Origin of the sequence: Flavobacterium psychrophilum DSM 3660 = ATCC 49418 (genome assembly GCF_002217405.1) — a bacterium.
Lineage (GTDB): Bacteria > Bacteroidota > Bacteroidia > Flavobacteriales > Flavobacteriaceae > Flavobacterium > Flavobacterium psychrophilum.
Genome location: NZ_MUHE01000021.1, coordinates 35,231 through 51,796, shown reverse-complemented (window position 1 = coordinate 51,796; position 16,566 = coordinate 35,231). Strand labels below are relative to the sequence as shown.

Below are 16,566 nucleotides of genomic sequence, written 5' to 3'. Positions count from 1 at the left end.
GTATTAACACACGCTACAAGTAATTTGGGTTTTAGACTTAATTTGAAGTTAGTTTTGCATTTAGAAGATTTGGCAAATCCGAAATAAAGCTTAATTTAGCTCTAAACTACTTGTAGAAAACTAGTTAACATTAACGATTCTTAAGACCTATTATTTGTGTTTGAAAATAATTTTAACATTTAATTAAACATAAATCTGTTTACTTTTGGCGGAGAGATTTTTTTATGCTTTTAAAAACAAATTACACCTTTCGTATTTATAAAAATGCGTCACAACTTCCAGAAAAATGGGATAATGTTGCTGTAAAGAATATTTTTTTATCTAAAAAATATTTACAGGTTTTAGACACATCCTCGCCAAAAAATATGATTCCTCATTACATTGCTTTGTTTAAAAACGAAGAACTTATTGGAATTGCAGTTACGCAAACTTTAAACTTAACACAAGTTTCTTCGTTTGGCGTAAATAAAAGTTGCATCAAATCTAAATTGCGTGATTTTGCCTTTAGAAATTTTGCAGCCAATGTTCTTTTTGTTGGAAACAATATGCTTACCGGACAAAATACATACTGTTTTAGTAATCATGTCGAAATTGAAGAAGGATTATTGATACTAAAAAAAGCTGTTTTTCAACTTAAAATTAATTTAAAAAAAGAAGGTATAAAAATTCATATCACTTCGTTTAAAGATTTTACGGTTCCCGAAAGTGAGAATTTTAAAATTGATGGTTTTAAGAAATATTATCAGTTTTCGACGCAACCTAATATGGTTTTCACCAATGATGATGTATGGGAAAACGAAAGTGATTATACAGCTGCACTTACAAAAAAGTATCGTGACCATTATAAACGAGCTAGAAAAAAGTCGGAAATGGTTTCTAAGCGTCAAATGAGTTTAGACGAAATTAGGGTTTATGAATCGAAAATAAACGAATTGTATTTTAATGTGACTAAAAATGCGCCTTTCAATACTTTTTATTTGACCGAAAATCATTTTGCTAATTTGAAAGAAATACTGCAAGAAAAATTTCTTTTTTATGGTTATTTTCTTGACCAAAAACTTATTGGTTTTAATACTATGATTGCAAACGGAGATGCGTTAGACACTTACTTTCTTGGCTATGATGATGCACATCAGAAAGAAAGAATGTTGTATTTAAATATGCTTTATGATATGATTGGCTACTCGATTAGTAAAAAATATTCGAAACTTATTTTTTCTAGAACTGCGCTCGAAATAAAAAGTTCGGTTGGTGCAAAACCTATTCAGATGGTTGGTTTTATTTGTCATTCTAATCCTATTATTAATAAATACATAGGTAAATTATTTCAGTATTTTGATCCCGAAGTGAGCTGGATTGAACGGAATCCTTTTAAGTAATTACGATTTAGAATGGTTCTTGCTGTTTTATTTGGCTATGCGAGGGGTGGGTTTTAAATTTTTTTAGTTCTGTTTTTTTTTTGAGATTTTCCTTAGCCCAAATTGTAGTGTAAATCCTTTTGCAGGAAAATTGTATTTTTTATTGCCCAAAAAGAGCGACCAAAGGAAGCTCCTTTTAGGGTATATAAAAAAACAATGCTGCAAAAAAGATTACTTCACTTAAATTACATTTTAATCGGAGTTCAGTAAACTTTGTTTGAAATGGAAAGCTGGAAATAGCTCCTATTTATTGCTGTCTATTTCGTTTTGTACAAGTTCCCAGTCTTCTAATAATTTGTCTAGATCGGACTTTTTCTTATTGTAGGCAATGAAGAATTTTGCGTCTTCTATGTGTTTGTCATAATTAGAGGCTAATGACTTATCGTCTGTTTGGATATCTTTCTCTAATTGTTTTATCTGACTTTCTATTTTACTTAAACGATTTTGAAGGGATTTGTTTTTTTTCTGATCTTCGTAGGTTGTTTTTGCATTTGTTGTTGGTGCTTCTTTCTTTTCGATGTCTTTTTTCTCGACTTCACGCATATTTTCTAGATTGCGTTGTTCTAAGAAATAATTAATATCGCCTAAGTATTCTTTAATTTTTTGGTCTTTGAATTCGTAAACTAAATTTGACATTCCTTGTAAGAAATCTCTGTCGTGAGATACTAAAAGTAAGGTTCCTTCGAATTTTTGCAAAGCGGCTTTCAGGACGTTTTTAGATTTAATATCTAAGTGATTTGTGGGTTCGTCCATCAATAAAACATTGATAGGTTGCAGCAATAGTTTACACAAAGCCAAGCGATTACGCTCTCCTCCTGAAAGGACTTTTACTTTTTTCTCGACATCGTCGCCACGAAATAAGAATGATCCTAACATATCTCGTACTTTACTACGATTGGTATCGGTTGCGGCGTCTTCCATGGTGCGAAGTAAGGTAATTTCGCCATCTAGATATTCTGCTTGGTTTTGAGCAAAATAGCCTACTTGTACATTGTGTCCTAGTTTGATTGAACCTTGATATTCAAACTCATTAACAATGGCTTTGATAAAAGTAGATTTCCCTTGTCCGTTTTGCCCAACAAATGCAATTTTGCTTCCTCGTTCTACTAGTAAATTAATATCTTTTAAGATAACTTTGTCGCCATAAGCTTTTGTAACATATTCGGCTTCGACTACTACTTTTCCTGGTACTTTAGATACTGGAAATGAAATATTCATGACTGAATTATCGTCTTCATCGACTTCGATTCTCTCTACTTTATCTAATTTTTTTATTAATGATTGCGCCATAGAAGCTTTTGATGCTTTGGCACGAAATTTTTCGATTAACTTTTCGGTTTCTTCTATTTTTTTGGCTTGATTTTTTTGGGTTGCCAATTGTTTTTCACGAATTTCGTGGCGCAATTCTAAATATTGGGAATATGGCTTATTAAAATCGTAGGCTTTTCCTAGTGAGATTTCGATGGTTCGATTGGTTACGTTATCTAGAAACATTTTGTCGTGCGATACAATAACCACAACACCCGGATAATTGCGCAAGAAGCTTTCTAACCAAATGATACTTTCTATATCCAAGTGATTGGTTGGCTCATCGAGTAGTAAGATATCGTTTGCTTGAAGTAATAATTTAGCCAATTCGATACGCATACGCCATCCGCCAGAGAATGTTTCTGTCAGGTTGTCGAAAACTTCTCTTTTAAAACCCAATCCTAAAAGAATTTTTTCGGTATCTCCCACATAATTGTAACCGCCCAACAAATCGAAACGGTGTGTTAAGTCTGATAAATCTTCTATAATTAGTGAATATTCTTCGCTCTCATAATCTGTTCTAGTAACCAGTTGGTGGTTTACTTCTTCTAGTTTTTTCTCGACTGCTTTTATTTCTATAAATGCTTGGTAGGCTTCTTCGAGAACGGTTCTTCCTTCTTCAAAATCGATATCTTGGCGCAAGAATCCTATTTGAACTTCTTTTGCCGTAGAGATACTTCCTGAATCTGGTTTAAAATCTCCAGCTAGTATTTTTAGCATGGTCGATTTCCCTGCTCCGTTTTTCCCGACAAGTCCTACCCTATCGCCAGCGCCCATCCTGAAGGTTACTTCTTCAAATAAATATGTTCCTCCGAAGGAAACTGACAAATTGTGTATGTTTAGCATTAAATTTTAATTAAAAGATTGAAATATTTTAAGATTAAAACTACTTAAATTCGTGTTATAAATCCTAAATTTGCGTTACCAAAATCATGGTAAACTAATTTTTTTGCAAATGTTAAAAAAAGGATTGAAATTAAATAGCATTTTAACAGGAAGTTGTCCTAAATGTCACGAAGAAAGTATGTATATGGATAAAAATCCGTTTCATTTGACTAATATTTTTAAAATGCATGAAACTTGCAGCCATTGTGGGACGAGATACAAGATTGAGCCTTCTTTTTTCTTTGGTGCAATGTATGTGAGTTATGGTATTGGAATTGCGTTTAGTGTTGCCGCTTTTGTTATTAGTTTTTTAGTTTTTGGTAGTACACTAAAAGTTTCATTTTTGTCTATTGGTGCTACGTTGGTATTGTTTATGCCTATTATCATGCGTTTGTCTAGAAATATCTGGATTAATTTCTTTATCCATTTTGACAAAGATTGGAAAAAAAAGCTGAAATAGCCTTTTTTGCTGAATTTTAGCCCTGATAGAAGCGAAAATCCTGTTATTGCGATAAAGAAATGGTTTGTTTTATTATTTTTTATTCTTCGCAATGACAGATTGTAGTGATAGCAGGAAAAATGTAGTTTGGACTAAAATGTTGTGCTCCTACTTTTTTTTATCAAATCGATTAATATTGCTATTTGCATTTAATGGGGTTCCGTGCTCTATATGTTGCCATAAATCATGAGCTAACGATGGCCCAAGCATTACGCCACGGGTACCTAATCCGTTTAGTATGTGTATGTTTTTATATTCGGGGTGTGTCCCTACAAGTGGTCGCCTGTCCTTGACTGTTGGTCTAATTCCTGCAAAATGTTCAATAATTTCGAATTTACACTCTAACAATTCGTTGATTCTTTCTAGCAATTCTTGCTTTCCGTCTTCCGTTGGGTTATTGGTTTTATCTGCCCAGTTGTAAGTAGCGCCCACTTTAAAGAGATTATTGCCTAAGGGCAAAATAAAAACGCTAGAATTTAAGATACAATCTAAATTTAAGTTTGGTGCTTTTATGATAAGGAGCTCTCCTTTTGTACCGTCTAATGGCAAATGATTAAAATACGGATTGGCGTGCAAACCAAAACCTTCGGCAAAAATAATGTTTTTTGCTTTTATATTTTTATACGAAATATAATCTGAATGTTGTGTTAATTCTGAATAGTTGAAACTTTCGTGAGAATATATTTTATTTTGGTTTAAATAAGTGCGATAGGACGCTAATAGCAGTGCTGTATCTAGGTAACCTGTGTGCAAAACTTTTCCAAAACCAAAAGGAGAATTGATACCTAAATAGGTTTTGTGGAGAATATTTGTAGATAGAAATTGGGTTAAATTGGGTTTATCGGAAGCGATAAACCAATTATTTTGTTCCTCTACTGAAAAGAATTTTCTCAGAACTGGTATTTTAAAATCTATTTTTATGTTTAACCGTTTTTCTACTTTAGGATAAAAATCATTTAGGAATTTTACTTGTTCTGTAGCATTCCAGACTTCGCTGAAGCGTTTTAATATAACTGGATTGTATATCCCTCCAGCAATTTTTGAGGAGTTTTGAGAATCATTATCAAAAACTAAAATAGTCTTATTATTTTGTAATGCAGTTTCTGCAAAACAAATACCTGCAATTCCGGAGCCAATAATTAGGTAGTCAATCATTTTGTAAAAGTAAAAAACTCTTACCAATTTGGTAAGAGTTTTTTAATTAAATTGGAGAAATTTATATTAGTAATTCCACATATCTTGCTCGAAATTACGAACTTTATCTTTTACTCTTTCAGATTCTAACAATTGCATTAATGAATTGTCTTTCATGTAATCTACTATTTCTCTATCATTATATACGTTTTCTTCTTTATAAGTCAGTGCATTAAAACGACGTGAGTTTAACAAATCATCGAAAGTAATAGGCATTGCAGAGTTTTTATCGTTGAATGCTTTCCATTCATGTAATATTTCTCTTGCTCCTGGATAAAAAACCCAAAATAAATCGATGTATTCTTTTTCTGGTTTATCCATGGTGTAAACATCAGGAATAACAGGACAGATTCCTAAGATTCTGTAACGCAAATCAGATTGACGTTTGTCGAAATACCACAAACCAACTATTCTATAATCAGAAACGTCTATTGATGCTAAATCAGTTTTATTAATAAACTCTTCAGAAATAGTTCTGGTAGCAGGAATAGTTTTCTTTTCTGTACCAACTTGTTTCTTTTTAGTTTTTTTACCAACTTTAACCATTTCATAAATAGGCACTTCAGTCACTCTGGTTCTAAAAGCTTGTGGATCTTCATTCATTTGCTCTCTACCAGCATCTGTAGTATCAGTTTTAGTTAAAGAAGCATTAATATCTTTTAATGTTTTCTTTTCTCTAAAATAACTATCGCCATATACTTCGGTAATTTTACCAGATTTAATACCTTTTACCAATACATCGTATAATGAACGACGATCACTACCTACATTAGACGTATCTATAGGATAATACAAAGGAAAGTTAATTCTTTCATCAAGATCTATTATTTCCCATGTTTTTTTAGACATTAAAATATCTCTATCATCAACATAACCATATTCTAATGGTTTGTCATTATCTTTTAGTTGTTGTGCTGCAGATTTTAATCCAATTTCTTTAGGATTTTTAGCATTCAACAAGTTAGATTGTGCAAAAGAAGTTGAACTTCCTGCAATAAAAATAATAACTACTAATAAATTTCTCCAATTCATAATTTTATAATTGTAAAGTTTATAGAACTAAAACGAAATTCTTAAACTATTATTGTACTTCGTATGTACAAGTTGAAACTCTTTTTGCAACTTGGTCTATTCCAGAGAAGCTAGCTTTAATTTCAGAAATAACCACTACATCTCCTCTAGTTGCTTTAGCAATTGCAGATCTTGCTCTGCTATCCATTTTGCTTCCAGAAACAACTATTGTAGGTTGTCCAGGTACTTTGATATTAAATTGTGTAACATTTACAGTGACTGGAAAATCGAAATCTTCCATTACTGCAGATACTGTACAAGACTCTAAATTACTTTTTTGACCTTTTGCAGCTACCTCACCACGTATTTTTCCAGTTGGAGCAGGCAAACCTTTGATACGGAATTCTTTTTTGTCAGAAACAGCTTTACCATCAGGCAAAGTTGCAGTTACATTAATCATAACAGAAGTTCCAGCACCAGCTCTTAATACATATTTCCCATCGCTACCAGACATACCTGCAGCAGATGCGTGTACTTTATTATTAGCTACTCCAGCAAATGAGATTGTCATTGGGTTAGGTACACCACGGTAAACAACATTTATTTTATCTGCAGAAATTGTAGCAGAGTTAGGACGAGGCACAACAACATAATTACCAGCAAATTTTAATGGAATTGTCTTACCATCTTCTAAGAAAGTAAATTGACCATTAATTTTTTGCTCACCAACAGAACCAGCGGTTAATGAAATTACAGCCTGACCATTTTCTAATCTACCAGGACCTTGAAAAGATGTTGGCTTAGTGTTTTCGTCATAACGACCTAAAACAACTTTACCTTTTACAGTTTCCCCTTGAAAATAAGCGTTTTTTTCTAAAACTACAATAGCTTGATAATTACTATAAGAAGCTGCCGCAACTGCCGCTTTTCCTAAAGCAGCACTATACACATCAGATTCTGCTTTCTTAACATCACTTTGCCAAGCAGATAATTTTGCTAAAGAAGCAACTGCAGGGAATTTATCAAAATGATACTCAAGGTATTTAATCTTAACACCATCTTTATTAGCTACATCAGACAAATCAAATTTGTTAGCAATTTCAGATATAATATTTGCATATTTTTTATCCGGACAAGCCGCTTTCATGTCTGCTTTATATTTTTCGATAGTAGCAACAATTTCTTTTCCTTTAGGAGAATACCCCTCACCTACGAACCAAGCATTGTCAATATTATCACCTTTATCCATTGCTTCGTAAGGTAATTTTCCAGTCTCTTTATCTTTTTCAACACCCTCAAGAACAGTTCCTTTAAGTGTTGCTATGTAGTCATAGAATTTTTTAGTAATTCCTTCTACTCGATGAGCTGTTTGAGAGGCCACTAAAAACTCTCCTTTAGCTTCTGCCGCTTTTGAGTCTAACGAAGTTAGCATTTGCGCATTCATCGCATCAGAAGAAGTATTCGCACCTTCAAATTTTTCGTTCATTAATCCAAAAGCTGATAATACTTCTTTGGACATATTCATTGCCAACATTGCGATAAAAACCAGATACATCAGGTTAATCATCTTCTGTCTAGGGGTTAATTTTCCTCCTGCCATTTTTTTTAAATTAGTTTTGTTAGTAAATAAATTTAGTTAAAAACTAATTATCCTTTGTTACTCATAGCAGAAAGCATACCACCATAAACGTTATTTAAAGAAGCTATATTAGAAGTCATAGACTGCATTTGCTCTTTCAATTTAGAAGCGTTATCTGCTATTTCGCTGTTTGCTTGCGCATTACGAGTAGCGCTTTCTAACTGTACTTTATATAAGCTATTTAATGACTCCATTTGAGCTGCTGCCATAGTCATTTCTTCAGCATATTTCTTTTGACCAGCCATAGAATCTACAGTAGGTGAGATTGCTTTTGCAGCACCTTCGAAATTTTTTATACTATTTCCTAAACTTGACATTAATTCTCCGTCAATTTTAGCCTCTTTTAACATTGCATCTAATTTTTGAGACAATAATCCTTGTGTGTCTTCTTTTACTTCTTTTACTTCTTTCTTCTTAGCAGAAGCTGCTCCGCCAGCTAATTCTGGATAAACTAATGACCAATCTAAATCATGCTCAACTGGTTCAAACGCAGATAAAGCAAAAATTGCTGCCTCAGTTAATAACCCTACGGATAACATAACAGTACCAGTTAAAGGTCCTATTTCAAAGTGAGTAATTTTGAATAATGCTCCAATAATTACCACTGCCGCTCCCATACCGTAAGCGAAGTTCATTGTTTTTTTGCTTAAAATTGCCATAATAATAAAATTTAGTTAAGTTAAATATAAAATAAAGTTTGGTTAATTAATTATTTTCCTGCGTTTCCTGTTGCATCAGTTCCCATATAATCTTGTAATGTACGGAATCCGATATAACTTCTTGCAGAATCTGCATATTCGAAATCACGAGTACCTACTTGCAAGTAATACGCAACATCTTTCCAAGAACCACCACGTGTTACTTTACGCATGTTCTTAACATCATTTACATTTGGATTCATTGTAGAAACATATTCGTAAGCTGCGGGATCATAAGACGAATCCGTCCATTCTGCAACATTACCTGACATATTATATAAATTATAATCATTTGGCTCATAAGATTGGGCTTCAAGAGTATACAACGCTTGATCAGCTGCATAATCCCCACGACTTGGCTTAAAGTTTGCTAAATAACAACCTCTATCATTTCTAGCATAAGGTCCTCCCCAAGGATAAGTCCCAGATTCTATACCACCACGAGCAGCATATTCCCACTCAGCTTCTGTTGGTAAACGGAAACTATTTATTAAATCTCTTCCTTTTTGTTTTTTAACAAACGAGTTTTTAAATAAAGTTCTCCAAGCACAAAATGCTTTAGCTTGCTTCCACGACACACCTACTACTGGATACTGACTATACGCTTGGTGCCAGAAATAATCATTATGCATTGGCTCATTATAAGAATAAGCAAAATCTTTAATCCAAACGGTTGTGTCAGGATAAATTTTAACTTCTTCTTTGCGTATAAATTCTTTACGCTTCCCTTTTTTCGCTTTAGCTGCCGCCTGAATATCCATCCAAGAGTAACGAAATTTTAATTTATCAACATCTATAGTTCTCAAACCGTTATAAGCTTCTTCAGAAGGAATATACATAGAATCCATGACTTCAGCATAATGTGCATCTGGATACTGACCTGTCTTCCATTTTAAATCTACTTTATGATTTAACTTTCTTCCTGCATAAGGATCATCACCAGAACCAACACTGTAATAATTATCGTACATATATTTATCATACACACTCATATTTGTAGTATCTGCATCAACAAATGCGTAATCAGCTATACTTCCTCCTTTTTTAGAAGACTTAGATTTAGAGTCATTTTTTTCTCCTAATTCATCTGCTAAAACCGCTAAGCGCGTTCTAACAATAGAATCTCTGACCCAGTACACAAACTGTCTGTATTCACTATTTGTAATTTCCGTTTCATCCATATAAAACGAACGAACAGTAACTGTTTTAGTTGGAGCATCTTGTACATTCGCTAAATCGTCATCGGATTTACCCATGATAAAAGCACCACCAGGCACTAACGTCATACCAAAAGGCTTTTCAGTATGCCAAGCTTTACCTTTAACTCCTACAAGCTCTCCTTTGTCTCCTGAACCGCAGCTGTATAAAAATGAAACCAGTACTGCTAATAAAATGAACTTCTTCATATAAATTTGGGTTAAGTATATATTCATATCTTTTAAGGGCGTAAACCTATTTATTTATTTTCAAAAAAACAATTTTTTTATTAAAAAAACCTTAAAAAAATTGAAAATAGTTGTTTTTTGCTATATTTTATGCGATTAAAAACTTAAATGATGTTTTTTCTTTGTGCTTTCCACCATCTTTCTGGTACTTCGCCTGCACACGCGGCTAAATAATCTTCATATACGCAAGGCAATAACGTAGATTTCTTCAACTTATTGTTTTGCATTGAAATAAATGGTATTTCGATCCACCATCTTTCTGTAATATTGCTCTTATAAAAAATAAGTTCTTCTTCTAAAGTTACTATATATTTAATATAATCTTCTTTTGTACCAAACGGATATTCGTTAGACCGGAAATGAAATCCTTCTATAAAATACCATATTATTTGAGCTATTAAAACTGATTCTTGCTTTGTGTTTTTGTGATTAAAAACCCCGAAACTACTCACCTTATCGCTAATTCCGGCATATCTTGATAAAGAACAAATTTCTTTACCTGAAAAACCGTTGGGTACAAATGTAGTGAAATTACCTGAATCTGAAGATTTTACCGACAACAAATCGACACTAACCAAGTCTGCATCACGAAAAACAGGCTCTGAAATTGTTGGATTGCTACATACTTCACCCAAACGATAGGCATCAAAATATAATTTTTCGATTAAATCTATTTCTTCCTGCGGATTAAAATAGGTTTGAAAACCTATGTTACTATAATTAAATAAATTATTTGGCTCTTCGACAATCATTTTTGTTAAATATGATTCAGATTGGAAGCTGTTTTCTCGTGCAAAATCGAATTTACTATCTATTGAAACCACGTTAACCATTTGTTCTAACAAGTCGTAAGACCTATACATGGGATATGTTAAATCTTGCGAACCGCCTATAATAACAGGAATAATTTTATTTTTAATAAGTTGCGCCATAGCGGTTTTTAGAACATAATAAGTATCCTCTAACGACTCTCCTGCTGCGATGTTACCTAGATCGACAATTTGTGTTTGCCAATTACCTACAAACAGACTGTAAAACTCTTTCCTTATGTTTGACAGATCTACTATTTCGTTTGTATCGCCCAACCCCCTATTTTCTAAAACACCAATAATTGCGATTGACACCTTTTCGAGGTTTGGAAATTCTGTATTTGTATGAAAAACAACGTTCTTACCCAACGTTTGGGGTGACAATCGTTGAATGAATTCTAAAAAAAATTCGTCTAATGGTTGTAAAAAATCGAATACCATATCTTAGTTCTTTTTTGCGACTAATTTCTTCACAGCAGGTTTTTTTGCCACTGCTTTTTTTACTGGTGCCTTTTTTACTGGTGTCTTCTTAGCAATCATTTCTTGTGCTTCTGCTAAGGTTAATTTTGCAGCATCAAAATCTTTACTTAGTTCAATTTTTATTTTTCCTTTGGTAATTTCAGATCTTCCCCAACGGGCTTTTTGAACCAAAATACCTTCAGCTTCCCAATTATGAATTACCTTATCGATGTTTTTTTGAATTTTATCTTCGATAATCGTTTCAATATCTTGTTGCGACAAATTATTAAAATTATATTTTGTACTGACATTGATGAAAATACCATTCCATTTTAAGAAAGGGCCAAAACGACCTGTTCCTTTTTGAACGCCTTCGCCTTTATAAACTGCAATAGGTGCGTCAGCTAGTAACTTTTCGTCTATTAATTCTTGGGCTCTATTTAAATCAACATTTAATGGTTCTTCTCCTTTTGGCAAGGAAACAAAGGTGGTTCCGAAACGAATAAAAGGACCATAACGCCCGTTTGAAACCTCGATTTCTTCTCCTTTATAAGTCCCAAGATTTTTTGGAAGTAAAAATAATTTTAATACTTCTTCTAAAGTAATGTTGCCTATATTTTGCTCTTTCAACAAACTTGCGAATGTTTTTTCTTCGTCATCGGCAGCGCCAATTTGTGCCATGGGTCCAAATTTACCCAAACGGACAGAAACTGGTTTTCCAGATTTTGGATCTATTCCTAAAATTCTTTCGCCCGATTCTCTATCGGCATTAGCTTCGACATCTTTTACTGTGGGGTGAAATTTATCATAAAAATCCTGCATCATTTTTGCCCACTGCATGTTTCCTTCTGCAATTTCGTCGAAATCTTGTTCTACTTTGGCAGTAAAATTATAATCAAGAATATTATCGAAATTCTTCACTAGGAAATCTGTTACAATTGTACCAATATCTGTGGGAACTAATTTTCCTTTATCTGATCCTGTATTTTCTTTGAGCAACTTCTCGCCTACTTTACCCGATTGAAGTGTTAGTTGGGTATAATTTCTTTCTTGGCCTTCTAAATTTCCTTTTTCGACATAATTTCTATTAATAATTGTAGAAATTGTTGGTGCATAAGTAGATGGACGACCGATACCTAATTCTTCTAATTTTTTTACCAAAGAAGCTTCGGTATATCTTGCTGCTGCACGAGAATATCTTTCGGTAGCAGTAATATAATTATTTATTAATTTTTCATTTACTTTCATCGAAGGCAACATTCCTTCTTGTTCTTCTTCGTCATCATCATGTCCTTCTAAATATACTTTTAGAAATCCTTCAAACTTAATTACTTCTCCAGAGGCTGTAAAAAGTTCTGAATGATTATTGGCTTCTATTTTAACATTGGTACGTTCCAATTCGGCATCAGCCATCTGAGATGCTAATGTTCTTTTCCAAATTAAATCATACAAACGTGCTTGATCTCGGTCGATATTTACCGTATGGCGCGACATATCCGTAGGACGAATCGCTTCGTGAGCTTCCTGTGCACCTTTGCTTTTATTAACAAAAGTTCTCGGTTTAGCATATTCCTTTCCGTAAGATTTAATGATTTCATCTTGAGCTGCTTCCATCGCATCTTTAGATAAGTTTACACTATCTGTTCTCATATAAGTAATAAGTCCTGCTTCGTACAACCGTTGTGCTAATTGCATGGTTATTCCCACTGGCAAATACAATTTACGAGCGGCTTCTTGTTGCAAAGTCGAAGTGGTAAAAGGTCCCGCTGGTGTTTTCTTGGTAGGTTTTGTTTCTAGATCTCCTACCTTATATATAGACCCAATATTTTTATTTAAAAAATCTTCGGCTTCTTTTTTTGTATTAAAATTTTTAGGCAGTTTTGCTTTGAATGACTTACCAGCTTCGTTAGTAAATTCGGCTTGAACAGAATATGTAGCAACTGGTTTGAAATTGATGATTTCTCGTTCTCTCTCTACAATTAATCGAACTGAAACTGATTGTACCCGACCAGCCGACAATCCGCCTTTAATTTTTCGCCACAATACTGGCGATAATTCGTAACCCACTAATCTGTCTAAAACACGACGCGCTTGTTGTGCGTTGACTAAATTATAATCTATTTCACGTGGATTTTCTATTGCTTTTAGAATAGCTGTTTTTGTAATTTCGTGAAAAACAATACGCTTTGTTTTTTTAGGATCTAGTTTTAGTTCTTCGGCAAGATGCCAAGAAATGGCTTCTCCCTCGCGATCCTCATCGGAAGCTAACCAAACCATATCGGCTTTTTTAGCAAGTCCTTTAAGTTTGGTAACCAAGGCTTTTTTGTCGGGCGAAACTTCGTATTTGGGTGTAAACCCGTTTAACACATCGACTCCTATTTCTTTAGAAGGCAAGTCGGCAATATGCCCATAACTTGATTCTACTTGAAAATCTGCTCCAAGAAATTTTTCGATTGTTTTTGCCTTTGCAGGTGATTCGACTATTACTAAATTCTTTGCCATTGCTATTTTATTGATTTGGCAAAAGTATATTTTTTTTTTAAATTTTAACCTTTCAATATTTTAAAAAGCAATATAAATCACCAAACAAGTTAATTATACACAATATATAAGACTTCAATTTATAAAAAAAACAAACAAGCTAAAACCTGATCATTACCCAATAACAAACCTCTTACACTAACCTTGAAGCTATTTTTTTACATATCCAAATATTTATTTTATACAGCTTCTTTTTATGTAAGCAAACAATTAGTAGCGCAATAACAACCATACAGAAACTTTAGCCTATTTAATAAAAAACAGCCCAATTTACTTAATAATTTTATACAGACTTCTCAATCCTTAATCTTTCGCCATAAAATTTTAAAAACAAACTAAAAAAGCGCCTTTTTCTTTTAAAAAGAGAGTTCTAATTTACTAACCCCTTTTTAATCAAACAGAAAGACAGTCTAAACAGAAAAAAAAAATATACAAACATTAGGTAATTGTTAAATTTAGGTTAATCTTTGCAAAAAAAATTTATGAGAAAAATTTACTATGCCTTTTTTATTTTATTATCCATTCAGCTACATCCTCAAGATGTAAAAAAAGCTAATGAAAACAACGCTTGGATATCCTTATCCGGAAATAATTCTATTACTAAAAACTGGAGTATTCTAACAGAATTGAACTGGAGAAGAAACGAAGGGTTTTCTAAACCAATTCAGAACGAACTCAAACTAGGTATAAACTACAAAGTAAACAAAACACACACTGTTACATTAGGTTGGGCGCACAATGAGACGTATAGTTATGGTGCATTAAGCAGAAATATTAAAGAAAACATCTACAATAATTATTCTTATAATGAACAAAGACTATTCGAACAATTATCTATAACACACCCATCTACTAATAGAATTTTATATGACAGTCGCTTTAGGTTTGAACAGCGATGGATTCAGAATAAGGTTAAAGTAAACAATGAATATGTGCGTCCCTCAGAAGAATACCTTGCACTTCATCCAGATTCTGAAGACTGGAAATTTAGACAACGTATAAGATATAGGCTCAGAATTCAGATCCCATTAACAAAAAAAGAGATGACTGATGGAACATTATTTTTCTCAGCTTCTGACGAAATATTTTTAAATGTTGGTAATAAAATTGCCGCAAATATATACGATCAAAACAGAGCCATAATTGGATTAGGATGGAGATTTAATAAAAATACAAATATCCAATTCGCATATCTAAATCATTTTATCGAAAGATCTAATGGAATTGCAAAAGAAAATAATCATACCTTTTTATCTACTTTAAATTTTAACATAGATTTTTCAGCTAAAAAGTAAATATCATAATCCAATTGTTGTGTAAATTAAATATAAATAAAAAATGAAAAAAAGAATTTTCTTACTGTTGTTTTCGTCATTAAGCCTAATGAGTTATTCTCAAAATATGCAAGTAGCAGAAAACATTTCAATTCCAACCAAAATAGTCTCTCAGGGAGACAATTTAGACCTTAATGGCTACGCGCTAAGAGAAGCAAAATTTTACAAACTATACTTTTGCTCCTTATATTTGTCTGAAAAATCAACCGATCCTAAAGTATTTTTAGACCAAAACAAACCAGTCGCACTAAGATTTCACATTATCTCATCACTAGTACAAAGAAGCCGTTGGGAAAACACAATTACACAAGGGTTCCAAAATAGTACTGGAGGAAATATTACAGGCTTAGAAAGTAGAATAGAACTAATTAAAAACATTGTAAAGTCAGAGTATAAAGATGATGATATATTCTTATTTTCATATTCGCCAGTAAAAAAAACTACGATTATCTATTTAAATGATATACAAGTAGGCTCTGTAGAAGGAGAAGATTTCAAAAAAGCTTTTTTCGGAATCTATTTTGGAGAAAAACCTTGGAACCAGGTCATTAAAGATGGAATGCTAGGTATTAAAAAATTCTAATAAAAAAATAAACTATAAAAATAAAAAAAATGAGGACTATAAAATTATTATACATATTAACTTTTACAATACTATGTGTGTCATTTGGTTATTCCCAAAGTCGTCTAATTATAACTGGTAAAACGACTGTCACAAAATTTCATGAACAAAAAGAATTAGAAGCCATGAAAAAAGGTCAGTTAATAGATTTGTATGTTGAAAGAACAAATGCTTTTACCTATTCACTCCATTTAATTGGATTAACAACAGACCCAAAAACAACAGCAAAAGATTTGGGTATAATAGAAACCCCAGAAATCGTTAAACAACTTGATACTAAACGTGCTATAGAAGCTGATTTCGCTAACAAAATGGCTACTTTTGAAAGAATTTTCCTTCCTTATGTAGATAAAATTGAATTAATTTCATCAATCCTTTTTTACGAAGGGATTCTAAAAAAAATAAGTAATTAAAGATTAATTTTAAAATTATATAATTACCAGTAATCAATCATATTAATTACAAACAAACAGAGACTACTTAAAAAAGTAAATCTCTGTTTTTTTTTTTGCGTTCGATTAAACAATATTAATCAAAGTATTTACGTGTTAGGCATTACAATAAAATCAGTTAACCCTACACTTTACACACATATAAAGACTTTAAAAGAAGAAAAGGAAAATAAATATTTTACAGCATTTATTAAAACACCCTTAGCTATTAGCTAAATAGATATAAAATTTGTTAAATAACAACTGACATCT

13 protein-coding genes are annotated in these 16,566 nt (G+C 32.5%); 5 read left to right on the top strand and 8 right to left on the bottom strand.

The annotated features are described in order from the left end of the window. The first annotated feature begins 224 nt into the window (after positions 1–224). Complete coding sequence (locus tag B0A57_RS06285; protein ID WP_034098761.1) at positions 225–1,379, top strand: 8-amino-7-oxononanoate synthase; 1,155 nt, start codon at positions 225–227, stop codon at positions 1,377–1,379. 282 nt (positions 1,380–1,661) lie between these two features. Here B0A57_RS06285 and B0A57_RS06280 read toward each other — a convergent pair whose 3' ends face one another. Continuing rightward, on the bottom strand, positions 1,662–3,572 hold the full coding sequence (locus B0A57_RS06280; protein WP_034098764.1) for an ABC-F family ATP-binding cassette domain-containing protein: 1,911 nt from the start codon (positions 3,570–3,572) through the stop codon (positions 1,662–1,664). Between the two features lie 109 nt (positions 3,573–3,681). On the opposite strand from B0A57_RS06280, the gene B0A57_RS06275 reads away from it, so the two are divergent. Then, positions 3,682–4,071, top strand: coding sequence for a DUF983 domain-containing protein (locus B0A57_RS06275; protein ID WP_016362013.1), 390 nt, complete (start codon positions 3,682–3,684; stop codon positions 4,069–4,071). A 147-nt stretch (positions 4,072–4,218) separates the two neighbouring features. Here B0A57_RS06275 and B0A57_RS06270 read toward each other — a convergent pair whose 3' ends face one another. The 7 genes from B0A57_RS06270 to topA all read right to left on the bottom strand — a co-directional run bounded on the left by B0A57_RS06270 (position 4,219) and on the right by topA (position 13,867). Beyond that, a complete protein-coding gene (locus B0A57_RS06270; protein ID WP_034098766.1) occupies positions 4,219–5,265 on the bottom strand; it encodes an NAD(P)/FAD-dependent oxidoreductase in 1,047 nt (348 codons plus the stop codon). A gap of 66 nt (positions 5,266–5,331) precedes the next feature. Further along, a complete protein-coding gene (gene porN / locus B0A57_RS06265; protein WP_034098768.1) occupies positions 5,332–6,336 on the bottom strand; it encodes a type IX secretion system ring subunit PorN/GldN in 1,005 nt (334 codons plus the stop codon). 49 nt (positions 6,337–6,385) lie between these two features. After that, positions 6,386–7,915 carry a type IX secretion system motor protein PorM/GldM gene (gene porM, locus B0A57_RS06260; RefSeq protein ID WP_038466733.1) on the bottom strand — a complete coding sequence of 510 codons (1,530 nt, stop codon included), beginning with the start codon at positions 7,913–7,915 and terminating at the stop codon, positions 6,386–6,388. 47 nt (positions 7,916–7,962) lie between these two features. Beyond that, positions 7,963–8,613, bottom strand: coding sequence for a type IX secretion system motor protein PorL/GldL (porL, locus tag B0A57_RS06255; protein ID WP_011964074.1), 651 nt, complete (start codon positions 8,611–8,613; stop codon positions 7,963–7,965). A 50-nt stretch (positions 8,614–8,663) separates the two neighbouring features. After that, the gene (porK, locus tag B0A57_RS06250) at positions 8,664–10,058 is read right to left on the bottom strand and encodes a T9SS ring complex lipoprotein PorK/GldK (RefSeq protein WP_011964075.1); all 1,395 of its coding nucleotides are present in this window, start codon (positions 10,056–10,058) and stop codon (positions 8,664–8,666) included. Positions 10,059–10,201: 143 nt separating this feature from the next. Further along, positions 10,202–11,347, bottom strand: coding sequence for a formimidoylglutamase (locus tag B0A57_RS06245; RefSeq protein WP_011964076.1), 1,146 nt, complete (start codon positions 11,345–11,347; stop codon positions 10,202–10,204). A 3-nt stretch (positions 11,348–11,350) separates the two neighbouring features. Beyond that, positions 11,351–13,867 (bottom strand): type I DNA topoisomerase, encoded by a 2,517-nt coding sequence (gene topA / locus B0A57_RS06240; RefSeq protein WP_034098770.1) that lies wholly within the window; start codon positions 13,865–13,867, stop codon positions 11,351–11,353. Positions 13,868–14,388: 521 nt separating this feature from the next. Here topA and B0A57_RS06235 point away from each other — a divergent pair. From B0A57_RS06235 to B0A57_RS06225, 3 genes are read left to right on the top strand one after another with little or no spacing between them, the layout of a single operon-like run. After that, entirely contained in the window at positions 14,389–15,201 is an 813-nt protein-coding gene (locus B0A57_RS06235; RefSeq protein WP_034098772.1) for a DUF2490 domain-containing protein, read from the top strand. 43 nt (positions 15,202–15,244) lie between these two features. Then, complete coding sequence (locus B0A57_RS06230; protein ID WP_080731699.1) at positions 15,245–15,823, top strand: chalcone isomerase family protein; 579 nt, start codon at positions 15,245–15,247, stop codon at positions 15,821–15,823. A gap of 29 nt (positions 15,824–15,852) precedes the next feature. Beyond that, positions 15,853–16,275 carry a hypothetical protein gene (locus tag B0A57_RS06225; protein WP_011964080.1) on the top strand — a complete coding sequence of 141 codons (423 nt, stop codon included), beginning with the start codon at positions 15,853–15,855 and terminating at the stop codon, positions 16,273–16,275. Positions 16,276–16,566: the final 291 nt, after the last annotated feature.